Raw genomic sequence first — 26,128 nt, 5'->3', positions numbered from 1 at the left:
GGAATCATTCCCGCCCACCCATACGACCTCAACGCGCTCTTGATCACGACGGACCATGGGTCCAGGCACCGGCGAGCATGGTGGCGTACACCGGCATGTCGCGCAGGGTCCGGGCGTCGGCGATGAGCGGGTCGGCCTCGGTCACCACCAGGTCCGCCCGGTCGCCGACCCGGATCAGCCGCCGCCCCTGGGAGGATCCGGCAAGGGCATCCGACACCGGTATCCGCTGCTCCGGGTGCCAGGCCGGTCGCTCGTCGGCGGTGCGGGTGACGGCGGAGGCGATGGTCAGCCAGGGGTCGAGCGGCGCGACGGGGGCGTCGGAGCCCAGCTCCAGGAGGGCTCCGGCGGCGAGCAGGTCGGCGAAGGCGTAGGCCCGGTGGGTCCGGCCCGCCCAGTGTCGGTCGGCGACGTCCCGGTCGTCCACGGCGTGGGTGGGCTGGATGCCGACAGTGACGCCCAGTTCGGCGAAGCGCGGGATCTCCTTGGGAGCGAGCAGCTGGCCGTGCTCGATCCGGCCGTGGCAACGCACCGTCTCGAAGGCGTCGAGGGCCATCTCGTTGGCGCGGTCCCCGATCGCGTGCACGGCGGGGACGAGTCCGTTGGAGGAGGCACGGCGCAGCAGGGAGACCAGCTCCTCCAGGGTCAGCTCCTCCAGTCCGTGAGAGCCGGGCTCGCCGGGGACCGAGCCCGGGTATGCCTCGTGGCACAGCGCCGTGCGCGTGTTGAGCGAGCCGTCGGTGAGCAGCTTGAACGGCCCGACCTCAAGCAGCCCGCCGGGAGCGTCCAGAGGCCGACCGGTGCGCAGTCCGCGGCTGATCGCCGCCTCCAGGTGCGCGGGCCAGATCGCGGCCGCCACCCGGAGCGGCACGGAGGCGCCGTCCATCCGGCGGGTCCAGTCCGCGATGTTGTCCGCGTACTCGAAGTCGACGATGCCGGTGATGCCCCGAGCGGCGGCCGCGGCGCAGGCGTCCCTAACCCATTCGTCCGTAGACTCCGCCGAAGCGGAAGGCAGTTTGACCATGGCATCGATGCACTCCTGTTCGCGCAGGAGTCCGGTGGGGTGGTCGCCGCGGTCCACCAGGGCGAGTCCGGCCGAATTGAGCCAGGCGGAGTGCAGATCCGTGCTGATCAGCAGCACGGGGCGGTCCGGGACGACGGCGTCCAGCAGATGTTTGTGGGGCGCGTCCGGCCACAGTCCGTCGCGGAAGCCGTAGCCGATCAGCGCTTCGCCGGGTGGCAGGGTGGCGGCCCGTTCACCGGACGCCTCCGCCGCGGCCCGCGCCGAACCGGCGCCGGACACATCGAGCCGACGGCGCGTGCCCGCCCACTGGACCATGTGTACGTGCGAGTCCCACAGGCCCGGCAGCAGGGTGCGGCCGTCGAGGTCGAGGCTCTGTCCGTCGGCGCGCGGTGAGTCACCCGCCGGGAAGACGGCCGTGACGAGACCGTTCTCGATGCGGACGTCGCTCAGTGGCCCGCCCGCGCCGAGGTGGACCCGGCGCAGGGTGACGGGCGGGGCGGGGGCGGCTGTAGTCGTGGTGGTAGTCATCGCGGTGGTCACGGTGCTCACGGCTTCCTCCGGATGTCGCGCATGGCGCGGGCGAGTTCGGTTCGGGCGTACTGCTGGTCGGATTCGAGGGCCTTGGTGAGCCGCAGGACGACGTCCTCGCGCTCGTCCTGACTGAGCTTCGCCTTGGCCGTCACCCTCGTGGCGGGCAGCCGGAATCCGGTGACGGCGGCGGCGATCCCCTGGGCGTAAGTCTCCACCCGGGCCAGCCGCCAGGGCTCGGGGAAACGGTCCTCGAAGTGGTCGACGGTGGCGGACAGCACGTCGTAGGTGTCCGTCGTGTCGAGGATTTCGGGGCGGCCGTGGACGTGCAGGACCGTGAAGTTCCAGGTCGGGACGTGCGGTGTCTCCTCTTACCAGACCGGTGAGATGTAGCCGTGCGGCCCCTGGAAAGCGGATAGTGGCAGGCGACGAGCCGTGCGGGTGGGGCCGGGAGCAGTACGGGCGGTTCCGTGGCGCAGCGCTCCTGGGCGTCGGGGCAGCGGACGTGGAAGGGACAGCCGGACGGCAGCAGGCCGGGACCGGGCGGGCTGCCCGGTATGGGCGTGAGGTCGTCGGCGTCCCCGTCGAGGCGGGGTACGGCGGCGAGCAGCCCTCGGGTGTAGGGGTGGGCGGGCCGGTCGTCCAGCAGCGGTGCCGCCTCGGGTGGTGTGATCCCGTTCGTGATCCCATTCGTGATCACCTCATGCTCACCGGCCTCTCGGATCCAGGGCGTCACGCACGGTGTCGCCGAAGGTGATGAGTACGAAGACGGTGAAGGACAGGAAGAGCCCGGGGAAGATCAGCAGATGGGGATGGGTCTGGAAGGAGTTCTGGGCCGTCAGCTCCTGCACCCCCCTATCAGCCCGTGGCTCCAGCGACATCTCTCTCGGCCCTCCCGCCCACGACCACAACAATCGCGGAGGACCAACGACCCAGCCCTGCTCGAAACACGCATTCATCCGCAGAGTCCTGAAGGCGGAGCACTGGCCAAGATCAAAGGTAGAGCTCGTCCAGGCCGAGTTCTCCCGAAGCAGAGGCCACCGAGAGACCGCGTATCGAGCTTCCCGGGCGCAGCGAAGCACCACATCATCACCGAGTACAAGACCTGGCCAAAAGCGGCGGTTCAGGCGTCTCGATCACCAGACGCACACCCCTGGACGCCTCCCCCGAGCTCGGCTTAAGGTGGCGGCCGGTAGGGCCAGCAAGCGCTTTCTGTACCGTACATGCCAGTACCTGCCGCGCCCTTGCTCCACTCCTCCATCTCAGCGAGTCACGCGTTCAGTTCCGCCGGTGTCCCGCACGAGGAGCCGCGCCGGCCTGGCGCGGAAAGGTGATGTCTCGTGCCGCACAACGAGCCGCACAACAAGCCGCACAGCGAGTCGAACGGGTGGACACGTAAGTCGTTCCTACGGGGAATGGCGGCCGCTGGCATGGTCCCGCTTCTACCGGGTGTTCTCCCCGTAGCCGCCCATGCCGCGGAATCCGACCGAGCAGCCTTCCCCCTGGTACGGAACGGCGCCGCCGCGGACCTGTTCGTGGACTCCGCGGACGATCCCTCCGTCGTCCGCGCGGCCGGCGACTTACAGGCGGACGTGGAACGCGTCAGCGGAGTGCGGCCACGACTGTTGCACACCGTGCCGGAGAAGTCCGCGTACCTGGTCCTGGTGGGCACCATCGGCGCGAGCCCGGTCATCGACCGGCTCATCGCCAAGGGTCGCCTGGACACCTCCGGTGTGGCGGGCCGCTGGGAGGCGTCGGTGACTCAGGTCGTGGACCGTCCGCTGCCCGGAGTGGAACGCGCTCTGGTGATCGCGGGGAGCGACCGGCGCGGCACCGTCTACGGCATCTACGACACCTCGGAGCGGATCGGCGTCTCGCCCTGGTTCTGGTGGGCCGACGTCCCCGTGGAACGCCACGACACGGTGACGGTTCCGGAGGGGCCGTTCAAGCGGCGCGAGCCGTCCGTCCGCTACCGGGGCATCTTCATCAACGACGAGCAGAATCTGACTACTTGGTCCCACCGTACGCAGGAGACCGACAAGAACATCGGTCCCGAGACGTACAAGAAGGTCTTCGAGCTGCTGCTCCGCCTGAAGGCCAACTACCTGTGGCCGGCCATGCACCCGTACTCCGACTTCTTCAACAAGCATCCGGAGAACGCCGAACTGGCCGACACGTACGGGATCGTGGTCGGCTCCAGCCATCCGGAGGCCTTGCTCCGCAACGGCGTGCACGAGTGGGCGCCGTGGGCGGAGGAGCACCGGAACGCCGACGGGAGCCTGCCCGAGTACGACTACACGGTGAATCCCGACGTCATCTCCGACTACTGGAGAGCCCGGGCAAGACAGAACGCCTCGTACGAGAGCAGTTGGACGCTCGGCATGCGCGGCCTGCACGACAGCGCCCTGGAGACGCGCCACGCCACCACGATTCCGGAGAAGGTCGTGGTGATGAACCAGATCATCTCCGACCAGCGCCGGATCCTTTCCGAGGAGGTCGGCGCCGCTGCCGAGCCGCAGATATTCATCCCGTACAAGGAAGTCCTGGAGCTCTACAACAACGGTGTCCAGGTCCCCGACGACGTCACCCTGATCTGGCCGGACGACAACCACGGCAACATGCGCCAGCTGCCGGACGCGACGGAACGGCGACGTGAGGGCGGCAACGGGATCTACTACCACATCTCCTACTGGGGCCGCCCCAAGAGCTATCTCTGGCTGGACACGACCCAGTTGAGCAAGATCTGGCAGGAGCTGCGCCGGGCCTACGACCATCAGGTCGACCGGATGTGGATCATCAACGTGGGTGACATCAAGTCCATCGAGACCGGTCTGTCCTTCTGCATGGACATGGCCTGGGACGTGGACCGGTGGGATGCCGACAACGTCGAGGACTTCCTGGTCGAGTGGGCCGGGCGCCAGTTCGGGCGCCGCTACGGGAAGGAGATCGCCTCCATCCGTACGGAGTACTACCGCCTGGCGGCGCAGCGGCGCCCGGAGTTCATCGACCGCGGCACCTTCTCCCTCGTCCACCACGGCGACGAGGCGGGCCGTCGGATGGCCGCGTACCGGGACCTGCTGGAGCGGACCCGGGCGCTCGGCGCCAAACTGCCCGCCGCCTACCAGGACGCCTTCTACGAGCTGGTCCAATACCCGGTGCACGGCGCCTACTTGATGAACCTGAAGTTCGACTGGGCGGACCGCAACGCGCTCGCGATCCGGCAGGGGCGGGGCGCCGGTGCCAACCGCTTCGCGGACCTGTCCGACGCCGCCCACGCCGAAGAGGTGGCGATCACCAAGCGCTACAACACCGGGGTGGCGGGCGGGAAATGGGACGGGATCGTCAACCCGTACCCCTCGCAGATACCGAAGGCACCGGGCCGCCCGACCGTCGTCAGGGTCGCGCGGCAGGACACGTCGGGGCTGGGGGTGGCGGCCGAGGGCAATGAGACCGGGGCGGAGCGAGCACTCTCGTTCTCCTCGTACACGCGGGACCGACGGTTCGTCGACGTATTCAACACCGGCTTTTTGGCGCTGGATTGGAGTGCGGAGGCGAGTCATCCCTGGGTGCGGATGAGTTCTGCGGGTGGCACTCTCACCGACCAGGCACGGGTGTGGGTGGAGATCGACTGGGAGCGGGTGCCCGAGGGCTCGCACGACGCGACGGTGACCTTCACCAGTGCCGGTTCCAGTTCTGGTGCTGGTGCTGGTGCTGGTGCTGGTGCTGGGCAGAGCCTGTCCGTGCCGGTGCGGGTTCTCAATGATGGGGAGCGGGCCCGGAGACGGGCTCGCGGGTACGTCGAGGCGCATGGATACGTCTCGATCGACGCGGCCCACTTCGACGGCCGGGTGGCGCGCAAGGGTGCCCGCTGGCAGATCGTGAAGGGGCTCGGTCGGCGTACGGCCGCCGTCCAGACCGTGCCGTCGACCGCGCCGCCCCTCACCCCTGAACTCGCCGCGCAGGGGCCGGAGTTGAGATACCGCGTGCTCTTCGTCAGCACCGGCACGTTCGCTGTGACGGTCTTCCGCCTGCCCTCCCTCGACGAGCGCGGAGCACGACGGGTTGCCTTCGCCCTCGACGACCAACCGGTCACCGTGCTGTCCGGGCAGGCCATCGCCACCGGAAACCGGGGCGACGCATGGGCCCGCAACGTGGAAGAGGGCATCGAGAAACTGACCGGCACGGTGACCGTCGCCGAGCCCGGCGAGCACGTCCTGCGGCTGTTCATGGTCGACCCGGCCATTGCCGTGGACCAGATCGTCGTCAACACCGGTGGGCTGCCCGCCAGTTACCTCGCTCCGCCGGAGAGCTATCACCCGGCCTTCAATCCGGACCCGGGTTCCGAGGCACGTTGGGAGGTTTCGGGACAGTAGGTCGGAGATTGTCCGGCCGCCGCTGTCGGGCTCTTCGTTCGTATCGCGGGTCGGGCGGGCAACGCGGCCATGTCAGGCCGCGGTCCGCTCCGGTGTCGGGCGCACCCGTAAGGGGCGCGGGGAACCGCGCGACCAGCCCCCACCAGCCCGCAGATTCATCACTGCCCTTCCAGCGGAGCGCGTGGCGCCGCAGTGCTGTCACGTACCACGAGCTGCGTGGGGACGAGCGTGGTGCCGTGCTCCTGCGCATCCTGGCGCATTTTCCGCAGCACACCCTCGACGCAGCGTCGTCCCACTTCGGCGAAGTCCTGGTGAACCGTGGTCAGGGGAGGCAGAAAGGAGCCGGCCTCCGGGATGTCGTCGAAGCCGATGACGCTGACGTCGTCGGGCACGTACCGGCCTCGCTCGTGCAGGGCGCGAAGGAGGCCCAGCGCCATCTGGTCATTGGCGGCGAACACCGCTGTGCAGTCCTTCTGGTCGGCGAGTTCGAGCCCGGCCCGGTAGCCGGACTCCGCCGACCAGTCGCCCCGTACCAGAGGCGGCGTGGCACGGCCGGCCTCGGTGAGTTCGGCACGCCAGGCGTCGGCGCGGCGCTGTGCCGCGAAGGACTTCTCGGGGCCTGCCAGGTGCCAGACCGTGCGGTGGCCCAGGTCGAGCAGGTACCGGACGGCGGCGCGGGTTCCGCCCGCCTGGTCGGTGTCGACGACGGTGTAGCAGTCGCCGGCGTCCGAGTCGGCCACGACGACCTGGATGTGGGGCGGCAGGGAGAGGGCCACCGCGTCGAGCAGATGTACTTCCAGGATGACGATGACGGCGTCGACGGCCAGCTCCCCCAGACGGGAGAAGGCGCCCAGCACCTCGTCCTGCGTGGGGACGGCGACGGGCAGGAGCGTGACGGCGTAGCCCTCGTGTGCCGCGGAGGTGGCGATGGCGTCCAGGGTGCGTACGTTGCCGGTGGTGGAGAGGCCGAAGGTGATGACGCCGATGGTGCGGAACTCGCCTCGCTTGAGCGCACGGGCCGCGCTGTTGGGCCGGTAGCCCAGTTCCCGCATGGCCGCCAGCACCTGCTGCCGGGTCTCTTCGTGCACGCCCGCATAGCCGTTGGAGACACGGGACACGGTCTGCGACGAGACGCCCGCCAGGCGGGCGACGTCCGCCATGGAGGCGCTCTGCGTGCGGCGGGCGGCCCGTTTTCTGGTACGTACCGGTGCCTGCGGCCCGCTCGCCGAGGTGCTGTCCGCAGTGTCCACCCGTCTCCCCTGCTGCCTGAGTCGGGGTTTGCCCCGAACGACTCTTGACCATCATCGACAGGGCAGTGTAGACATGCCGCCATCAGATGTTTACGTAAACATAACAGCCCGGGGCCTCCTCGGCACCGGGATGTTTACGCAAACATCGCGGCGGCACTCACGCCGCCGGTTCCAGGATGGACGAGCGAGGAACGACATGACGACGCTACAACCGCCGGTAGCCGCGAAGCGGCGCCCGGCCAGGCCTCCGGCGAAGGGGAACCGCCGCTCCTGGACAGGGTGGGGGTTCATCGGCCCCTTCGTGGCCGTCTTCGCCCTCGTCTTCCTGGCCCCGATCGTGTACTCGATCTACCTCAGCCTGTTCCGGGACCAGTTGATCGGCGGCACCACCTTCGTCGGCCTGGACAACTACACCCAGGCGCTCAAGGACGAACGGTTCTGGGACTCGCTCGCACGGGTCTCGCTCTTCCTGGCCGTACAGGTGCCGATCATGCTCGGCATCGCCCTGCTGATCGCCCTCGCCCTGGACAGCGGACGCCTCTTCGGCAAGGACTTCTTCCGCATCGCGATCTTCCTGCCGTACGCCGTGCCCGCCGTGGTCGCCACCCTGATGTGGGGCTTCATGTACGGCACCAAGTACGGGCTGGTGGGTGACATCAACGACGCGTTCGGCGTCACCCTGCCCGACCCGCTCTCCAGCGACCTGGTCCTGGCGTCGATCGGCAACATCGTCACCTGGGAGTTCATCGGCTACAACATGCTGATCTTCTACTCCGCGCTGCGCGTCATCCCGCAGTCGCTCTACGAGGCCGCGGAGATCGACGGCGCCGGACAGTTCCGCGTCATCACCGCCATCAAGCTCCCCGCCATCCGCGGCGCCATCGTCATCGCGACGATCTTCTCGATCATCGGCAGCTTCCAGCTCTTCAACGAGCCGGCCATCCTTCGGCCGCTGGCGCGCAACGCCATCACGACGGACTTCACCCCGAACTTCTACACGTACTCGCTGTCCTTCAACGGCCAGCAGCACAACTACTCCGCGGCGGTCGCCATCATCATGGGCCTGATCACCATGGTCATCGCCTACGTCGTGCAGCTCCGCGGCATGCGCAAGGGAGCCTGACCGATGAGCAACCCGAGCAGCTCCCTCACCACCGCCTCCCAGCCCGGACCCGCTGCGGACGCCGGCGGTTCCAAGAGCGCGCCCCGTCTGCGCACGCGCCGCAAGAAGCATGTTCCCGGGCGCCCCAAGCGCAGCGTTCTGCTGACCGTCCTCACCGGCCTGATCCTGGTCTACACCGTGGTGCCCCTGGTGTGGCTGGTCATCAGCGCCACGAAGACCCAGGAAGGGCTCGGCGACTCGTCCGGACTGTGGTTCAGCAGCGACTTCGCCCTCTGGGAGAACATCAGCGACACGTTCTCGTACAACGACGGCATCTTCGTCCGCTGGCTGCTGAACACCCTGCTGTACGTCGTGCTCGGCGCCGGCGGCGCCACGCTGCTGGCGATCCTCGGCGGCTACGCGCTGGCGAAGTTCAACTTCCCCGGAAAGCGCGGCGTGTTCGCCGTGGTCATCGGTGCCGTCGCCGTCCCGGGCACCGCCCTGGCCGTGCCCACCTTCCTGATGTTCAGCAAGATGGGGCTCACCGACACCCCGTGGGCGGTGATCATCCCCTCACTGGTCTCGCCCTTCGGCCTGTATCTGATGTGGGTCTTCGCCACCGAGGCGATCCCCACCGAGCTGATGGAGGCCGCCCGCATCGACGGAGCGGGCGAGGTGCGCACCTTCTTCCAGGTGGCCCTGCCACTGCTCGCCCCCGGCACCGTGACCGTGCTGCTGTTCACCACGGTCGCCACCTGGAACAACTACTTCCTGCCACTGATCATGCTCAAGGACCCGGACTGGTACCCCCTGACCCTGGGTCTGGACGCCTGGAACAACCAGGCCCAGACGATCGGTGGCGACGTGATCTTCAACCTGGTGATCACTGGTTCGCTGCTCACCATCGTGCCGCTGATCGCCGCGTTCCTGTTGCTGCAGAGGTTCTGGCAGTCCGGGCTCGCCGCCGGAAGCGTCAAGGAGTGACCCCGCCCTCGGGCCCCACCCCCCTCAGCCCCCACTCGTTCACCCTCGCCCTGTCCCACCCACGAAGAAGTGGAAGCACCTCCATGCGCACAACCACCAGCCGCCTGCTGCGCGGCATCGCCCTCGTGTCCGCCCTCGCTCTGGGGGCGACCGCCTGCGGCGGCTCCGACGACGACAGCTCCGACACGAAGGCCGTCTCCCCCGCGGACATCCAGGCGGCCCTGAAGAAGGGCGGCTCGGTCACGGTCTGGGCCTGGGAGCCCACGCTCAAGACGGTCGCCGCCGACTTCCAGAAGAAGTACCCCAAGGTCAAGATCAACCTCGTCGGCGAGCGGTCCGGTGACAAGCACTACACCGCGCTGTCGAACGCCATCTCGGCCAAGAAGGGCGTCCCCGACGTCGCACAGGTCGAGTACTTCGCGATGGGCCAGTACGCCCTCACCAAGGGCCTCAGCGACCTGGCCCCCTTCGGCGCGGACAAGCTCAAGGCCAAGTACACCCCCGGCCCGTGGAACGCCGTGACCCAGAGCAGCGACAAGGTCTACGGCCTGCCCATGGACTCCGGCCCCATGGCGATGTTCTACAACAAGAAGGTCTTCGACAAGCACAAGGTCGCGGTGCCGACCACCTGGGACGAGTACGTCGACGCGGCCCGCAAGCTGAAGAAGGCCGACCCCAAGGTCTCCATCGCCGCCGACGCCGGCGACGCCGGCCTGACCACCAGCCTGCTGTGGCAGGCCGGTTCGCGTCCCTACCAGGTCGACGGCACCAAGGTGAAGATCGACTTCGCCGACGCGAACGCCAAGAAGTACACCGACACCTGGCAGAAGCTCATCGACGAGAAGCTGGTCGCGCCCATCAACGGCTGGACCGACGACTGGTACAAGGGTCTGGGCGACGGCACCATCGCCACCCTGCCCAGCGGCGCCTGGATGCCCGCCAACTTCGTCACCGGCGTGGCGGACGCCTCCGGTGACTGGCGAGCCGCCCCCCTGCCGGCCTGGACCAAGGGTGACAAGGCGAGCGCGGAGAACGGCGGCAGCTCGCTTGCCGTGCCCGAGCTGGCCAAGAACAAGGAACTCGCCTACGCCTTCACCGAGTACGCGAACTCCGGCGACGGCGTCGCGACCCGCATCAAGGAGGGCGCCTTCCCGGCGACCAACGCGGAGCTCCAGTCCCCCGAGTTCCAGAGCACCAAGTTCGAGTACCTCGGCGGCCAGGAGGCCAACAAGATCTTCGCCGAGTCCGCCGCCAACGTCGCCGACGACTGGTCGTACCTGCCCTTCCAGCAGTACGCCAACTCGATCTTCAACGACACCGTCGGCAAGGCCTACATCTCGAACACCAAGCTGACCGACGGCCTGAAGTCCTGGCAGGACGCCTCCGTCAAGTACGGCCAGGAGCAGGGCTTCACCGTCGAGTAGTCGACGCACGCCCCACACCGCCGCCCCCCCTGCAACACACCGGAAGGACCACGATGATCTCCACCCTCCTGTCCCAGCTGCACGGGACGGACGGTGACCCCACCCCACGCCTCGCGTACGGCGCCGACTACAACCCGGAGCAGTGGTCTCGCGAGGTGTGGAAGGAGGACGTCCGGCTGATGCAGGAAGCCGGCGTCAACCTGGTCTCCGTGGGGATCTTCTCCTGGGCCCGCATCCAGCCGGCCCAGGACGAGTGGGACTTCGCCTGGCTCGACGAGGTCATGGACCTGCTGCACGCGGGCGGCATCGGGGTCGACCTGGCCACCGCCACCGCGTCCCCGCCGCCCTGGCTCACCACGGCGCACCCGGAGATCCTTCCGGTGACCGCCTCCGGTGAGACGGTGTGGCCGGGGGCGCGGCAGCACTGGCGGCCCACCTCGCCCGTCTTTCGCACCCACGCCCTGCGCCTGGTGCGCAAGATGGCCGAGCGGTACGCGAACCATCCCGCGCTGGTGGCCTGGCACATCTCCAACGAGCTGGGCTGCCACAACATCTACGACTACTCGGACGACGCCGCCCGTGCCTTCCGCGACTGGCTGCGCGCCCGCTACACCACCCTCGAAGCCCTCAACCACGCCTGGGGCACGGCGTTCTGGTCCCAGCGCTACAGCGACTGGGAGCAGCTCCTGCCGCCCCGGCTGGCCGCCTCCCACCCGAACCCGACGCAGCAGCTGGACTTCAAGCGTTTCTCGTCGGACGCGCTGAAGGAGTATCTGCGCGCGGAGCGGGACGTCCTGCGGGAGATCACGCCCGAGGTGCCGGTCACCACGAACTTCATGGTGATGGGCGGCACCAAGGGCATGAACTACCCCGACTGGGCGGGCGAGATCGACTTCGTCTCCAACGACCACTACGTCCATCCCGGCCCTCAGGACCGGGACGAGCTGTCCTTCTCCGCGAACCTCACCAGCGGTATCGCCGGCGGCCGCCCGTGGTTCCTGATGGAGCACTCCACCAGCGCCGTCAACTGGCAGCCCGTCAACGTGGCCAAGCGACCCGGTGACCTGTCCCGCGACTCGCTGCTGCACGTCGCGCACGGCGCCGACGCCGTGTGCTTCTTCCAGTGGCGCCAGTCGGCGGCGGGCGCCGAGAAGTACCACTCCGCGATGGTGCCGCACGCCGGCTCCGACAGCGAGGTCTTCCGCGCGGTCACCGGCCTCGGGCAGACGCTGCGGAAGCTGGCGCCGGTCGCGGGATCCGAGCGCGAACCGGCGCGGGTCGGCATCGTCTTCGACTGGGATTCCTGGTGGGCGAGCGAGCAGGACTCCCACCCCACCGCCCGGCTCGACTACCGCCAGGAAGCACTGGACTGGTACTCCGCCCTCCTCGCCCTCGGCATACGCGCCGACGTCGTCACCACCAAGACCGATCTCGCACGGTACGAGCTCCTGATCGCGCCCGTGCTGCATGTGGTCCCCGCGGCACTGGCCGGACAGCTCACGCGGTACGTCGAGAACGGCGGGCACCTGGTCACCACGTACTTCTCCGGTGTCGTGGACGAGAACGACCACATCTGGCTCGGCGGCCACCCCGGAGCGCTGCGCGAGCTGCTGGGCATCCGCATCGAGGAGTTCGGTCCGCTGCTCGACGGTGACACCGTCGAACTGGACGCCGGTACGGGCACCCTGTGGACCGACCGGATCACCGTCACCGACCCCGAGGTCGAGGTGCTGGCCCACTACCGCACGGGCGTGTACGAGGGCCGTCCCGCCGTCACGCGCCGGACGGTGGGCGGGGGTTCGGCCGCGTACGTCTCCACCCGGCTCGGCGCGGACGGCCTCGCCGGTCTGCTGCCGCAACTGCTGGCCGCCGCCGGGGTGGAGAGCGAGCTGCCCGCTGCCGCACGCGGGCGCGTCGAGCAGGCCGTACGCCGCGACGCCGACAGCCGCTATCTGTTCCTGGTCAACCGGACCGACGAGTCGGTGCCGCTGCCCGGGCTCTCCGGGGAACTCCTGGCCGGCGGGGCGGAGACCGACGGCGCCCTGGTACTGGCGCCCCGGGAAGTCGCGGTACTGCGACAGCCCACCCTCTGACTCCCCCGAACGGCACCGCACCCGTTCGCGGGGCGCGCCGTCCTGCCCGCCGGGGCGGGACGGCCCTCCGAAGCGACCACAATGACGTTGGGAGCACACGATGGCACGCCGCACCCGCACGCGACGACGACTCCTAGGGGTCATCGGCATCACGACCCTGGCCACCGGTACCGGCCTGGTCACCGCCCCTTCCCCGTACGCCCAGGTCCAGTCCCCGACGGCAGCGGCGGCGGCCTCCTCCGTCACCGTCCAGCCGGACCCCTCGTACAAGCACGAGAGATTCGAGGGATGGGGCACCAGCCTGGTCTGGTTCGCCAACGCCACCGGCGACTACCCCAAGGAGATACGCGAGAAGCTCGCCGACCTCCTCTTCGGTGACGACGGCCTCGCGCTGAACATCGCCCGCTACAACATCGGCGGCGGCAACGCCCCGGACGTCAAGGACTACCTCCGGGCCGGCGGAGCGGTCGAGGGCTGGTGGAAGGCCCCGGCGGGCACCACCCGCGAGGACACCGACTGGTGGAGCGCCGAGGACAAGGCCGACTGGAACCCGAACGCCGACGCCACCCAGCGCTGGTGGGTGGACCGGATCAAGAAGGACATCACCCACTGGGAGACGTTCAGCAACTCGCCGCCCTGGTTCATGACGGAAAGCGGCTACGTCTCCGGCGGCTTCGACTCCAAGACCGACCAGCTCAAGACCGAGTCCGTCGACGACTTCGCCGCCTACCTCACGGGCGCGACCGAGCGGCTGGAGAAGGCGCACCGCATCAAGGTCGACACCGTCGACCCGTTCAACGAGCCCAACACCGACTACTGGGGCACCAAGCTGGGGGCCGACGGCCAGCCGGTCGGCGGCCGTCAGGAGGGTGCCCACATCGGCCCCGAACTCCAGCAGAAGGTGCTCCGCGCGCTCGCGCCGGCGCTCGAGGAGTCCAGGTCCGACGCGGAGATCTCCGCGATGGACGAGACGAACCCCAACATCTTCTCGCAGAACTGGAACTCCTATCCGCAGGAGGTGCGGGACCTCGTCGACCAGATGAACGTCCACACCTACGGCACCGGCGGCCGCACCAGCGTGCGCGACCTGGCCAAGGCGGCGGACAAGCCGCTGTGGATGAGCGAGGTCGAGGGCGACTGGGGCGACGGGCAGAGCTTCACTGACATGCGACCCGGTCTCGGACTGGCCCAGCGCATGGTCGACGACCTGCGTGAACTCGAGCCGAAGGCCTGGGTGTTCTGGCAGCCGGTCGAGGACTACGACAACATGAAGCCCGGCGGGGAGTCCGCGAAGGGCGGCAACTGGGGCAGCATCCAGCTCCCGTTCAGCTGCACCTCCAAGGACACTCTCGACTCGTGCCCCATCTACACCAACACGAAGTTCGACACGGCTCGCAACTTCACGCACTACATCAAGCCCGGCGACCGGCTGATCAAGACCAACGACACCTCCAGCGCCGCCGCCGTCTCGAAGAAGGGCAACGGAGCGACCGTCGTCCACGTCAACAGCACGACCGAGGCCCGCGCGGTCACGGTCGACCTGTCCAAGTTCGGCGAGGTCAGCCGCAGGGCCACCGTGACCCCCGTCGTGACCAGCGCGGACGGCAAGCTCGAACGGCAGGCGCCGGTCGCGGTCGCTGACCGCAAGGCCACCATCACCGTGCCCGCCCAGTCGGTGACCTCCTTCGTCGTCAAGGGCGTCTCCGGTGTCGCCAAGGACGCCGCCCTGCTGCAGAAGGGCCACACCTACGAGCTGACCGGCGTACAGAGCGGCAAGGAGCTCACCGTCGCCGACAACGGTTCCAGCCTCGTGATCAGGAACGCCACCGCGGGCGCGGGCGACGCCGGCCGGCAGTGGCAGCTGCGGAAGGTCTCCGGTGACACCGGCAACCAGCAGCGGTACGTGTTCACCAACCCGGTGGAGGGCAAGCGCCTGGCCGTCCGTGACGGTGCCCCGGTGCTGGAGGCCGACGCCGGCCCCCGCGACAAGGCCACTCAGTGGATCATGTCGACGACCGGCGACGGCACGTACACCCTCGTCAACGCCGCCACCGGGCGACTCCTGGAGGTCGGCGGCCAGGCCACGCACGACGGAGCCGCCGTCACGCTGTGGACGCCCAACTCCGGCTCCAACCAGCGCTGGAGGGTCTCCGACGTGACCGCCCAGGTCGCCTCCGAGCCGAAGTAGGCATCGGGTCGAACCCCCTGTCGTACGCCGCTGGGCCCGCCGTTCACCGCGGCGGGCCCAGCGGCACGTTCATATGAACGTCTTCCCAGCGATGCCTCGGTGACGACTGACACCGCGGGGCGGCTCCGCGTCGATGCCGACGGCCGCACGGGGGCGGAAACCCGCCCGTGGGGCGGAGCGGCTGCGCCGGTTCGCTCGGTGATCGCTGTCAGCCGGCTTCGAGCGCGGTCCGCAGGACGGTGACGGCCTGGCTGATGGCGGCGCGGGCCGCGTGGGTGTCGGCTAGGGCGTTGAGCATCACGAAGTCATGGATGATGCCCTGGTAGCGGACCGAGGTGACGGGGACGCCGGCTTCGCGCAGCTTGTTGGCGTAGGCCTCGCCCTCGTCGCGCAGGACATCGGCCTCGCCGGTGATGACCAGGGCCGGGGGCAGTCCGGTGAGCTGCTCGGTGGTGGCGCGCAGCGGGGAGGCGGTGATCTCGGCGCGCTGCTTCTCGTCGGTCGTGTACTGGTCCCAGAACCACTGCATGGCGTCGCGGCGCAGGAAGTAGCCCTCGGCGAACTGGTGGTAGGAGCCGGTGTCGAAAGCGGCGTCGGTGACCGGGTAGAAGAGCACCTGCTGGACGAAGGACACGTCCCCGCGTTCCTTGGCCATCAGGGTCAGGGCCGCACTCATGTTGCCGCCGACCGAGTCGCCGGCCACCGCGACGCGGGAGGCGTCGAGGCCGTGCTCGGCGCCGTCGGTGACGATCCAGCGGGCGACGGCGTAGCTCTGCTCGATGGCCACGGGATAGCGGGCCTCGGGCGAGAGGTCGTACTCGGGGAAGACGACCGCGGCACCGGCGCCGACGGCCAGTTCGCGCACCAGCCGGTCGTGGGTGTGGGCGTTGCCGAAGACCCAGCCGGCACCGTGGATGTACACGATCACCGGAAGCGTGCCCGTCGCTCCCGCTGGGCGGACGATGCGCGTACGGACCTGGCCGGTGGGGCCGCCGGACACCGTGAGCCACTCCTCCTCGACGGCGGCCTTGGCGGTCTCGCCCGACTGCACCTCGTCGACGGCCTTGCGACCATCGGCCGGGCCGAGGTCGAACAGGTACGGCGGGTTCGCGGTCGCCTCGGCGAAAGCCGCGGCGGCGGGCTCGAGGACGGGACGGTTGCCGGTCGTGTCGGTCATGGCGGTCTCCTCGGATCTGGTGCCGTGGGCAGGCTCCGTCGGCGGTCTTCGCCGTGGAGCGGCGGCACACCAGGACAGTAGCCCGCGATTAAGTAGCGCGCAACTCATTTGGGCGCGATATGATCGAGTGGACTCGAACGATAGGGTGGAGATCGTCGTGCGGAGCACACGAACGTGGAGCACAGGAACAGGGAGGCACGCCGTGAGCACAGCCGGAACCGAACCGACCCAGGACGGTTCACTGCTCCTGGACGACCAGCTCTGCTTCGCCCTCTACGCGGCCTCGCGGGCGGTCACCGCGCGCTACCGGCCCCTGCTCGACGAGCTGGGGCTGACCTACCCGCAGTACCTGGTCATGCTCGTGCTGTGGGAGCAGGACTCGATCTCCGTACGGGACCTGGGAACCGCCCTCCAGCTGGAATCCAGCACCCTCTCCCCTCTCCTCAAGCGCCTGGAGGCGAACGGCCTGCTGCGACGTGAGCGACGGGCCGAGGACGAGCGCTCCGTCGCCCTGCGCCTCACCGACGCCGGGGCCCGGCTTCGGGAACGGGCCGGCACGGTCCCCCTCGCCATTGGCGACGCGATGGGTCTGACTCCCCAACAGGACGCCATGGCCAAGCAGTTGCTCCGCCTGCTCACCACGAATGTCAGTCAAGGCTGATCGCGGACGGCAGGAACAGGAGCCGGCAGTGAAGGGGGCCCGATCCCGTTGCCGGGTCGAGCCCCCTCACTACTGCACCGAACTACTGCACCGCTGTGCTACTGCCGGGTCCACTTCTGATTGGTGCCGCCGTTGCACGCCCACAGCACCGTCTTGGTGCCGTTGGCGGTCGCCCCGTTGTAGGCGTCCACGCAGAGGCCGGAGCCGACGTTGGTGACGGTGCCGTCGGCGTTCACGTTCCACTTCTGGTTGGTGCCGCCGTTGCAGTCCCAGATGACGACCCTCGTACCGTTGGTGGTTCCTGCCTGGTAGGCGTCGAGGCACTTGTTGCCGTAGACCACGAGTTCCTTGCGCGCGGTGTACGTCCAGGACTGGTTGACGCCGCCGGCGCAGTCCCACAGCTGGGCCTGGGTGCCGTTGGTGATGGTGTTGTTGTCGACGTCGAGGCAGCGGTTGGACTGCTGCCCGGCCAGTTGGGTGCCGTTCGTGCCGGGCAGCGGACGTACCTCGATCGCGTCGAAGTCGGGCGTCCAAGCCGAGGAGTTGGAGAACGTCAGGGTGTTCGCGGAGCCCTTGGCCAGGGAGACCTCGACAGAGACAGTGCCGGGGGTGGACCAGGAGCCGGTCGGCGGGAAGGAGACGGTGGTGGCCGACTGCCCGTTGACCTGGAGGACGGCCGTACGGGCCGCGCTGTCACCGTTGGTGTAGGCGATGTCGACGACCTTGGTGCCCGTGTCGGTCGCCGAGACGCCGTTGAACCGCAGGGTGTTGGCGGCGCCGTTGCCTACGCCGCCCACCTTCGTGGAGCCCGAGCAGTTGGCGCAGGCGGTGTTCGCCGCGGAGCCGCCCTTGGTGTTGGCGGCGGCTTCGGCCTCGTACGTGGCGCTTGCCGCCTCGGTACCGCCGGTGACCGTGAGCATCACCGAATCCCTGGCGGGGACGCTGACGGTGTAGCTGGTGCCGAAACTGCCCACGTTCGCCCGCGTCCACAGGTTGCGGACCGTGGCGGAGGCGTTGGTCAGGCCCAGGTCGGACCAGCGGACGGTGATGTTCTGCGCGCTGGAGGTGCGGTTGAGCAGGACGGCGGCCCGCTTGCCGGTGCCGGACAGGACCTTGCCGTACACCTGCAGGCCGGTGGTGTCCTCGGCGACCTCGACGCCCTGGAGGCCGCGCGGGTCCTGGTCGACCGCGATGACTTCCGGGTTCTTCAGGATGTTCGCCGCCTCGGTGCTCATCGTCGCGAGGTTGTTGCCGGCGAGCAGCGGCGCCCCGGAGATGGCCCACAGATTCATGTGACTGCGGTTCTGGGCGGCGGTGAAGCCGTCCATGCCGACCATGAGCATGTCCGGGTCGTTGTAGTAGCCGGTGTGCTGGGCCGTGGGGTGCACGTTCGTGTCGAAGTTGGTGAGCATGCTGTCCCACGACGGCGAGTTGCCGTGGAAGATGATGTCGGTGTTGGTGCGCCACATCGGGGCCATGCCCGCGCCCCAGTTCCACGGGTTCTGCTTGCCCCAGTTGCAGATCGACAGGGCCAGCGGCCGCCCCGTGGTGGCCGCCGCCTTGGCGGTCGCGTCGCTGATGGCCTGGTAGGTGGCCTTCGCGTCGAGCCCTTCGACGTCACCGCCGCACCAGTCGACCTTCACGAAGTCGAAGCCCCACTTCGAGAATTGCAGCATGTCCCGCTCGTAGTGGCCCTCACTGCCGCTGCCCGGCGCCGCCGGCCGGCCCGTGGGGAAGTAGTAGCCGCAGCCGTCCTTGCCCGCGTCGGTGTAGATGCCGGCCTTCAGGCCCTTGCTGTGGATGTAGTCGGCGATGGCGCTCATGCCGCCGGGCCACTCGGCCGTGTCGATGGTGATGTTGCCCGCGCTGTCACGCGTGCCCTGCCACCAGCCCTCGTCGATGTTGATGTACTCGTATCCGGCTTCCGGCAGACCGGCCGCGACGAAGGCGTCGACCTGCGCCTTGATCACGTTGTAGTCGACCTTGGCGGCGAAGGTGTTCCACGAGGCCCAGCCCATGGGCGCCGGCGGAACCGGAATCTGATTCGACGTCACCGCCACCGTTTCCGCCTGCGCGAGATCGGCTTCTTCCCGGCCCTGAACGCCGACGAGGGTGCCGACGGCCATCACGAGGACCGCGGCGCGGATCAAGGCCTGTCTACAGAGGCGTCTCACACCGGTGAAGGGCGGCTGAAGTGGCATGGGGGGCTTCCTTCCTGACTTCATGAGGCTCGGGACCGATCACGCACCGAAGGCGAATGTTCGACATGCCGAATGCTGACCGAACTCCCGAACCGGTCGGCGCCGAAGCTAGGGGCCACGCACCGTGAAAGTCAACGGATCGTCAGCATCTGATTTCACGCGGCCAATCCAGAACCTCTGCCGTTACCGAAAAATCAACCGGAATCGAACACGTCAGAAGCGTTGACGTGCTCCCGCCCGAAACTTATGTTCTGGTCGAACAGCCGCACATGGTTCGCGATTTCGAACAATCAGGGCCGTCAAAGGGGACTTGCCGTGTTCCGCACCGTCACCGGTTCGTCCTTGGGGACAGCCCTGCCGGCTCTGCACGCGTCGCTCGTCGCCCAACCCACCGCCGTGGCCGAGGGCCGCCCGTATACCAACGCCGTCAAGGCGCACGACAACGCGCAGCAATAGACCTGTTCACCCGCACACCCGGCCAGTCCTCACCGGCCTGTGCCCGGATACGTACCCCCCACTCGCAGAGACGAGGAACGCATGGCCCCGCCCCTCTCCAGACGGACACTTCTCCAGAGCGCGATATTCGCCGCGGCGGTACCCGCGTTCGCCTGCGCCGGCACGGGCCGGGCGTCGGCCGCCGCACTTCCGGCGCCGTCCACCTGGACCCTCCGACCGTTCGAGCTCAAAGACGTGAAGGTCGGACAGGGGATCTTCGCCACCAAGCGGCAGCTGATGCTCGACCACGGCCGCGGGTACGACGTGAACCGGCTGCTGCAGGTCTTCCGCGCCAACGCCGGGCTCTCCACACGCGGAGCGGTCGCCCCCGGCGGCTGGGAGGGCCTGGACGGCGAGGCCAACGGCAACCTCCGCGGCCACTACACCGGCCACTTCCTCAGCATGCTCTCCCAGGCCTACGGCAGCACCGGGGACCAGGTGTACGCCGACAAGATCCGCACCATGGTCGGGGCGCTGACCGAGGTGCGTACGGCGTTGCGGAGCGACCCGGCCGTGCTCAGCGTGGCAGGCAGGTTCGGCACGGCCGCGGAGAACGTCCGGGGCTCCTACCAGTACGTCGACCTGCCGGCCACCGTGCTCGGCGGTGCCTCGGCGATCACTCTGTCGACCTGGGTGAAGCCCACCCACAACGCCGACTGGGCCCGCATCTTCGACTTCGGCAACAACACCACCCGCTATCTCTACCTCGCCGCCCGCAACGCGAACGGCGTCCCGCGCTTCGCCATCACGACCGGCGGGCCCGGCAACGAGCAGGGCCTCAACGGCACCGCCGCACTGCCGCTGAACCAGTGGAGCCACCTGGCGGTGACGATCTCCGGCAGCACCGGCACCCTCTACGTGAACGGCACCTCCGTCGCCCAGAACACGTCGATGACCCTCAACCCGGCGGCGCTCGGCACACTGGCGAACAACTGGCTCGGCCGCTCCAACTACGCCACCGACCCGGTGTTCGCGGGAGCCTACGACGAGTTCAACGTCTGGTCCCGGGCGCTGACCGCCGCCGAGATCACCTCACTGCAGACCAACCGGGCCGCCGCCTCGTCCGCGGGCCGGGGCACCCTGGCCTCGTACACCTTCGACGAGACCACCGGCGGCAGCTTCGCGGACACCTCAGGCCGCGGCCTGACCGCCACCCTGCGCCGGACCTGGGGCGGGCCCAGCCACCCCGGATTCCTCGCCGCGTACCCGGAGACGCAGTTCATCGACCTGGAGTCGAGGACCAGCCCCGACTACACCAAGGTGTGGGCGCCCTACTACACCGCGCACAAGATCCTGCGCGGGCTGCTGGACGCCTACCTGTACGTCGACGACGCGCGGGCGCTCGACCTGGCGTCCGGCATGTGCGACTGGATGTACTCCCGGCTGTCCAAGCTGCCCGACGCCACACTCCAGCGGATGTGGGGCATCTTCTCCAGCGGTGAGTTCGGCGGCATCGTCGAGGCGATCTGCGATCTGCACGCACTCAGCGGCAAGGCCGAACACCTGGCGCTGGCCCGCCTCTTCGACCTCGACAAGCTCATCGACGCATGCGCCGCGAACACCGACACGCTCGACGGGCTGCACGCCAACCAGCACATCCCCATCTTCACCGGGCTGCTGCGGCTGTACGACGCGACGGGCGAGACGCGCTACCTGACCGCCGCGAAGAACTTCTGGGGCATGGTCGTGCCGCACCGGATGTTCGGGATCGGCGGCACCAGCACGGCCGAGTTCTGGAAGGCCCGCGGGGTCGTCGCGGGAACGATCAGCGACACCAGCGCCGAGACGTGCTGCGCGTACAACATGCTCAAGCTCAGCCGGATGCTGTTCTTCCACGAGCAGACCCCGAAGTACATGGACTACTACGAGCGGGCCCTGTACAACCAGGTCCTCGGCTCGAAGCAGGACAAGGCCGACGCGGAGAAGCCGCTCGTCACCTACTTCATCGGTCTGACGCCCGGGCATGTCCGGGACTACACGCCCAAGCAGGGGACGACCTGCTGCGAGGGCACCGGCATGGAGAGCGCCACGAAGTACCAGGACTCGGTGTACTTCACGAAGGCCGACGGAAGCGCGTTGTACGTGAACCTCTACAGTCCCACCACGCTGACCTGGTCCCAAAAGGGCGTCACCGTCACACAGACCACCGACTATCCCCGGGAGCAGGGCTCCACGCTCACCATCGGGGGTGGCAGCGCCGCCTTCGACCTGCGGCTGCGCGTGCCGTCCTGGGCGACCAGCGGTTTCCGTGTGACGGTCAACGGCAGTGCGGTGAGCGGGACTCCGGTCGCCGGGAGCTACTTCGGCGTCTCCCGGACCTGGCGCAGTGGCGACACCGTGCGCGTCACCATCCCGTTCCGGCTGCGGGTCGAGAAGGCCCTGGACGACTCGGGGCTCCAGACCCTCTTCTACGGTCCGGTCAACCTGGTCGCCCGCAACAGCGGCACGAGTTATCTGCAGGTCGGGCTCTACCGCAACGCCGCGCTCTCCGGCGACCTCCTGCCCACCCTCGCCCCCGTGACGGGCAAGCCTCTCCACTACACGCTGGGCGGCACCGAGTTCGCCCCGTTCTTCGAGGGGACCGAGGACGCCACGCACGCCTACTTCCGGAGGGCCGAGCCCAAGGTGGTCTTCGGCAACACCGACTCCGGCGTCACCAACCCGGCCAAGACGGACGGCACCACGCTCCTCGACGAGATCTGGTCGGCTGCTCCGTTCAACGGCAAGGGCGCGTTGGTCTCGCGGGTGCAGAGCACCGTGAACGCCTGGGTGTCAGCGGGGCTGCTCAGCCAGGCCGACGGCCAGAAGGTGGTCAGCACCGCGCAGAACGCCTCGTACGTGTCCTGACGTCGTCGTCGGGCACACCGTCGAGCGAGCCGTCGAGCATGCCGCCAAGGGCAGGTGGCCGGACCGCGGATACCCGCGGCCGGTCACCGCGGGCCGTGTGCCAGGGTTCCGATCATGCCTTTCGATCACAACGACCACTACCACCGCCTGCTGCTCCGCCGGTTACCCCGGCACGGCCTCACCGCCGTCGACGTCGGCTGCGGCACCGGCCGCTTCGCCCGACGACTCGCGGCGCTCGGCTATCAGGTCGATGCCGTCGATCCGTCCGCCGAGGTGATCGCCGTGGCGGAAGGCGTCGGCGGAGGCCCTCGGTTCCGGCAGCTGGCCGCCGCCGACGCCGACCTGCCGAAGGGCCACTACGACGTCATCACCTGCCTGGCGAGCCTGCACCACATGCCCTTCGACACGGTGGCCAGGTTCCGGGACGCACTCGCGCCCGGCGGCGTGTTGCTGGTGCTGGGCTGCTACGCGGGCATCACCTGGTGGGACATCGCGGCCGTACCCGCCAATGCCGTCGCGCGGGCCAGGACGTCCGTGGCCGAGAAACTGCGCCGGGCCGAACCACCGCCGCTCCGGCCACCCGTACGCCCTCCGGACATGTCACTCGCCGACATCCGGCACGAGGCCGCCCGCCTCCTGCCCGGCTCCCGCGTCCGCCAACTCCTCTACTGGCGTTATTTGTTGACGTTCCGGGCTCCGGAGAACTGAGCGTGGAGCGTGGGAGGACCGGGCCATCTTGCTGGAAACCTCCCGGCTCGTGCCGCGACGCTTCCGAGCCGAGGACGCTGCGCCGCCGGCCGCGTGCCGGTCCGATCCGCTGGTTGCCCGCAACTCGGCCGGGGTGGCTGTCCGCGAGCTGATAGGCGACCGCGGGCCCCAGTCCTCGCCGACGACACGGTAGGAGTCGAAGCCGAGCCCGCTCATCAATCGGTGGTCGTGGCCTGGGGATTCGCCGCCGCACCCTCGGTGCTGAGCAGCACGACTGTCGAGGCGGCGCCGAGGCCGAGAGCCGTACGGCGTTCGTCGGCGTCGTGGCCGGTGAGCGCGGCCCGGACTCCGGCGAGGGAGGCGGCGCCGCAGGGACCGGAGGAGACGCCCAGGGCGGCGAGGTCGCAGGCCGCGCGGTAGCTGTCGTGGTCCGTGATGGCGATCGCGGCGTCCAGGCCGTCGCGCAGGTAGGGCCAGGCGATGGTGGAGGGAGTGCCGCAGTTCAGCCCGGCCATGGTGGTCTCGCCGGTGGTGACGCTGACCGGTTCGCGGCGGGTGAGGCTCGCGAGGACACAGGCCGCGGCCTCGGGTTCCACCGACAGGAGAGCCGGGGCGTGCCCGGTTGGACGGCTTCGGTAGTGGGTGACGACGGCCTGGGCCAGCGATCCCACGCCGACCGGGACAGCGACGAGATCGGGTGACGCGACTCCGGCGGCGACGAGTTGGGCGTCGGTCTCGGCGCAGAGAGTGGAGTAGCCCTCGACGATCCAGCCGGGGACCTGTTCGTACCCGGCCCAGGCGGTGTCCTGGACCAGGACCGCGTCCGGACCCGCGGCCGCGGCGGCCAGGCGTACGGCGTCGTCGTACGATCCGCCGACCTGGGTGACCTCGGCCTGCTCGGCGACGATGGCCGCCACGGCCTCCGGGTGTATGCCGGGCGGAACGAAGACGTGCGCACGCTGGCGGAGCAGACGGGCCGTACGGGCCACGGCGCGACCGTGATTGCCGTCAGTGGCGGTTACCAGCGTGACGGGACCGGGACTTGATACCTGACCGCTCGCCGCCGTCCGCGCGGCCAGGATGCGGTGCACCGCCCAGGACGCGCCCAGCGCCTTGAACGCGGGCAGGCCCAGCCGGGACGACTCGTCCTTGACGAAGACCCTGCCCACACGCAACTCCTGGGCGAGAGAAGGAAGTTCGGCCAGCGGAGTAGGAGCATAGGCGGGCAGCGAGGCGTGGAAGTCCCGGACCACGGCGGGCGCCGCGGCGCAGCTCCAGTCGCGGGCGGCGGGACGCGCGAACCATCGCGGCGCGGGGAGGTGTCCAGGGATGGACGAGGCGGTCTCAGGCACACGACCAGCCTGCGGCCTCGTCCTCCCCAGGTCCACCAAATGTTCGCGACCCACCTGGCAGGCGCGCAAAGACCGGAGTACCCCGGTTCAAGTCCCGCAAGGACAAACGGCAGTCGATCCGCTTCACCGCCAATGCCCACTGGCCGGTGACCGACTCCCGAAAGCTGAACCTTCCCAAGGTCGGCGCGGTCAAGGTGACGTGGTCACGCGCCCTGCCTGCGCGGCCCTCCTCGGTCACCGTGATCAAGGACGCGGCCGAACGGTACAGGTCCGCACGGAGCCGTGACGCTGTCCTCCGTTGCGCCCTGTCATGCGCCAGGCCGAACGGTCATGCTTGCCCCGACGAGTCGAAACGCTTGATCGCACGCACGAGCAACGGAGCCCGCATGACGACGGACAAGGGCGGTACACGGGTCGAGGTGAAACCGGTCGCGGGCCATATCGGCGCCGAGATCACGGGCGTCGACCTGGCCGAGGTCCTGGACGACGCGGTGGTCGCCGAGATCCGGGCGGCGGTGCTGCGCTGGAAGGTGGTCTTCTTCCGGGAGCAGGACCTGGATCACGCCTCGCATGTCGCGTTCGCGAGGCGGTTCGGTGAGCCGGTCCGCCTGGGGAAGCGCGGCAGCGCGTCACCGCCCGACTTCCCGGAAGTCGAGACGACGGCCGACCGGCTGGAACTCGGCGGCCGGTACGGCATGGACCACGACGAGTGGCTGCGGCGCCGCCGCCATTCCCTGCTGCGCGGGTGGCACTGCGACCACGGAGCCCGGGTCGATCCGCCGGCCGCGACCATCCTGCGCGCCGAGACCGTGCCCCCGTACGGCGGGGACACCACCTGGTCCAACCTCGCGGTCGCCTACGCGGGGCTCTCGCGGCCCGTACGGGACTTCGTCGACGGGCTGCGCGCGGAGCACCGGCTCGGGGTCGGCTACCAGGCCCGGCCCGGTGACGACGCGTACGTACGCCATCTGCTGGACGGTCAGATCGCCTCCGACCACCCGCTGGTACGGGTGCATCCGGAGACGGGCGAGCGTGTGCTGTTCGTCAACGGCTACTACGTCGAGCAGATCCTGGGACTGTCCCGTATGGAGAGCGGTCCGCTGTTGGAGATGCTGCTGGCACAGGCGACCCGGCCCGAGTACACCGTGCGGTTCCGCTGGGAGCCGGGCAGTGTGGCCTTCTGGGACAACCGGGCCACCATCCACCTGGCCCCCAGCGACACGGCCCACCTCGACCATCCCCGGGTCATGCACCGCGTCATGCTCGCCGGGGATGTCCCGGTCGGGGTGGACGGCACACCGTCGGCACCGATCGTGGGCAGCGAACCGCAGCGCTGGTAAAGACAGGGCGTACCGCGGCCTCGCCGATTCGCGCAGTCGACTCGCCCCGGTTCAGATCGTGTTGGGGAACGCCCGCGAGTCAGCCCCGCCTGCTGCCGAGCCGCTGCCAGACCAGGTCGATCACCCATGCGTTGACCACCGCGGACACGGCGAGTACGGCATACAGCCCGGCCGTCGCTCCGTCCGGCACGGCCAGCACCAGCAGGCTCGTCGGGGCCGTCGCGAGGATCGGGATCACCGCGGCGAAGGAAGCGTCGTCGTGCGGCTGGGACGACACCACGGCCAGCCAGACGATCAGCGCGGCGCACACCGCGAGGTACAGGCGAGAGGGCCAGGTACCGAAAGGCGTGGTGGACATCCGGCCTGCGCTGACAGAACTCATCG

At 69.2% G+C, this 26,128-nt stretch carries 18 protein-coding genes and 2 pseudogenes; 11 read left to right on the top strand and 9 right to left on the bottom strand.

Going from position 1 to position 26,128, the window contains the following annotated elements; genetic code table 11:
* Window positions 1-43: 43 nt before the first annotated feature.
* The 4 genes and pseudogenes from ACTWQR_RS27725 to ACTWQR_RS27710 form a co-directional block, all read right to left on the bottom strand.
* On the bottom strand, window positions 44-1,570 hold the full coding sequence (locus ACTWQR_RS27725) for an amidohydrolase (protein WP_443229892.1): 1,527 nt from the start codon (window positions 1,568-1,570) through the stop codon (window positions 44-46).
* Window positions 1,567-1,902: pseudogene (locus ACTWQR_RS27720) on the bottom strand (FMN-binding negative transcriptional regulator); the annotation flags it as partial. The pseudogene ACTWQR_RS27720 and the gene ACTWQR_RS27725, both read right to left, overlap by 4 nt.
* A gap of 74 nt (window positions 1,903-1,976) precedes the next feature.
* Window positions 1,977-2,249 (bottom strand): annotated as a pseudogene (locus tag ACTWQR_RS27715) (oligopeptide/dipeptide ABC transporter ATP-binding protein); the annotation flags it as partial.
* 7 nt (window positions 2,250-2,256) lie between these two features.
* On the bottom strand, window positions 2,257-2,400 hold the full coding sequence (locus ACTWQR_RS27710) for a hypothetical protein (protein WP_443229891.1): 144 nt from the start codon (window positions 2,398-2,400) through the stop codon (window positions 2,257-2,259).
* A 564-nt stretch (window positions 2,401-2,964) separates the two neighbouring features.
* Between ACTWQR_RS27710 and ACTWQR_RS27705 the strand changes: the two genes are divergently transcribed.
* A complete protein-coding gene (locus ACTWQR_RS27705) occupies window positions 2,965-5,922 on the top strand; it encodes a glycosyl hydrolase 115 family protein (protein WP_443229947.1) in 2,958 nt (985 codons plus the stop codon).
* Between the two features lie 158 nt (window positions 5,923-6,080).
* Here ACTWQR_RS27705 and ACTWQR_RS27700 read toward each other — a convergent pair whose 3' ends face one another.
* Complete coding sequence (locus tag ACTWQR_RS27700) at window positions 6,081-7,172, bottom strand: LacI family DNA-binding transcriptional regulator (RefSeq protein WP_443229890.1); 1,092 nt, start codon at window positions 7,170-7,172, stop codon at window positions 6,081-6,083.
* Between the two features lie 196 nt (window positions 7,173-7,368).
* On the opposite strand from ACTWQR_RS27700, the gene ACTWQR_RS27695 reads away from it, so the two are divergent.
* The 5 genes from ACTWQR_RS27695 to ACTWQR_RS27675 all read left to right on the top strand — a co-directional run bounded on the left by ACTWQR_RS27695 (window position 7,369) and on the right by ACTWQR_RS27675 (window position 14,963).
* Entirely contained in the window at window positions 7,369-8,295 is a 927-nt protein-coding gene (locus ACTWQR_RS27695) for a carbohydrate ABC transporter permease (RefSeq protein WP_443229889.1), read from the top strand.
* Window positions 8,296-8,298: 3 nt separating this feature from the next.
* Window positions 8,299-9,258, top strand: coding sequence for a carbohydrate ABC transporter permease (locus tag ACTWQR_RS27690; RefSeq protein ID WP_443229888.1), 960 nt, complete (start codon window positions 8,299-8,301; stop codon window positions 9,256-9,258).
* Between the two features lie 83 nt (window positions 9,259-9,341).
* Window positions 9,342-10,682, top strand: coding sequence for an ABC transporter substrate-binding protein (locus ACTWQR_RS27685; RefSeq protein WP_443229887.1), 1,341 nt, complete (start codon window positions 9,342-9,344; stop codon window positions 10,680-10,682).
* A 53-nt stretch (window positions 10,683-10,735) separates the two neighbouring features.
* Entirely contained in the window at window positions 10,736-12,775 is a 2,040-nt protein-coding gene (locus ACTWQR_RS27680) for a beta-galactosidase (RefSeq protein WP_443229886.1), read from the top strand.
* A 100-nt stretch (window positions 12,776-12,875) separates the two neighbouring features.
* Window positions 12,876-14,963: an RICIN domain-containing protein gene (locus tag ACTWQR_RS27675; RefSeq protein ID WP_443229885.1), complete on the top strand. Its 2,088-nt coding sequence runs from the start codon at window positions 12,876-12,878 to the stop codon at window positions 14,961-14,963.
* A 208-nt stretch (window positions 14,964-15,171) separates the two neighbouring features.
* Here ACTWQR_RS27675 and ACTWQR_RS27670 read toward each other — a convergent pair whose 3' ends face one another.
* Window positions 15,172-16,140 (bottom strand): alpha/beta hydrolase, encoded by a 969-nt coding sequence (locus ACTWQR_RS27670; protein WP_443229884.1) that lies wholly within the window; start codon window positions 16,138-16,140, stop codon window positions 15,172-15,174.
* A gap of 202 nt (window positions 16,141-16,342) precedes the next feature.
* Here ACTWQR_RS27670 and ACTWQR_RS27665 point away from each other — a divergent pair, with 202 nt between their 5' ends.
* Window positions 16,343-16,801 carry a MarR family winged helix-turn-helix transcriptional regulator gene (locus ACTWQR_RS27665; RefSeq protein WP_443229883.1) on the top strand — a complete coding sequence of 153 codons (459 nt, stop codon included), beginning with the start codon at window positions 16,343-16,345 and terminating at the stop codon, window positions 16,799-16,801.
* A gap of 98 nt (window positions 16,802-16,899) precedes the next feature.
* On the opposite strand, the gene ACTWQR_RS27660 is transcribed toward ACTWQR_RS27665, so the two are convergent.
* A complete protein-coding gene (locus tag ACTWQR_RS27660) occupies window positions 16,900-19,002 on the bottom strand; it encodes a ricin-type beta-trefoil lectin domain protein (RefSeq protein WP_443229882.1) in 2,103 nt (700 codons plus the stop codon).
* Window positions 19,003-19,317: 315 nt separating this feature from the next.
* Here ACTWQR_RS27660 and ACTWQR_RS27655 point away from each other — a divergent pair, with 315 nt between their 5' ends.
* From ACTWQR_RS27655 to ACTWQR_RS27645, 3 genes are all read left to right on the top strand, one after another.
* A complete protein-coding gene (locus ACTWQR_RS27655; RefSeq protein WP_443229881.1) occupies window positions 19,318-19,458 on the top strand; it encodes a hypothetical protein in 141 nt (46 codons plus the stop codon).
* 81 nt (window positions 19,459-19,539) lie between these two features.
* Entirely contained in the window at window positions 19,540-22,344 is a 2,805-nt protein-coding gene (locus tag ACTWQR_RS27650; RefSeq protein WP_443229880.1) for a beta-L-arabinofuranosidase domain-containing protein, read from the top strand.
* 114 nt (window positions 22,345-22,458) lie between these two features.
* Window positions 22,459-23,052: a class I SAM-dependent methyltransferase gene (locus ACTWQR_RS27645; RefSeq protein ID WP_443229879.1), complete on the top strand. Its 594-nt coding sequence runs from the start codon at window positions 22,459-22,461 to the stop codon at window positions 23,050-23,052.
* A gap of 215 nt (window positions 23,053-23,267) precedes the next feature.
* Here ACTWQR_RS27645 and ACTWQR_RS27640 read toward each other — a convergent pair whose 3' ends face one another.
* Window positions 23,268-24,404: a diaminopropionate ammonia-lyase gene (locus ACTWQR_RS27640; protein WP_443229878.1), complete on the bottom strand. Its 1,137-nt coding sequence runs from the start codon at window positions 24,402-24,404 to the stop codon at window positions 23,268-23,270.
* Window positions 24,405-24,790: 386 nt separating this feature from the next.
* On the opposite strand from ACTWQR_RS27640, the gene ACTWQR_RS27635 reads away from it, so the two are divergent.
* The gene (locus tag ACTWQR_RS27635) at window positions 24,791-25,744 is read left to right on the top strand and encodes a TauD/TfdA dioxygenase family protein (protein ID WP_443229877.1); all 954 of its coding nucleotides are present in this window, start codon (window positions 24,791-24,793) and stop codon (window positions 25,742-25,744) included.
* Window positions 25,745-25,823: 79 nt separating this feature from the next.
* Here the strand turns inward: ACTWQR_RS27635 and ACTWQR_RS27630 are convergent, their stop codons facing one another.
* On the bottom strand, window positions 25,824-26,126 hold the full coding sequence (locus ACTWQR_RS27630) for an SCO4225 family membrane protein (RefSeq protein ID WP_443229876.1): 303 nt from the start codon (window positions 26,124-26,126) through the stop codon (window positions 25,824-25,826).
* Window positions 26,127-26,128 lie beyond the last annotated feature (2 nt).

Origin of the sequence: Streptomyces sp. 2A115, from assembly GCF_052245575.1 — a bacterium.
Taxonomy (GTDB): Bacteria; Actinomycetota; Actinomycetes; order Streptomycetales; family Streptomycetaceae; genus Streptomyces.
This window is presented reverse-complemented; position numbering and strand designations above follow the sequence as displayed.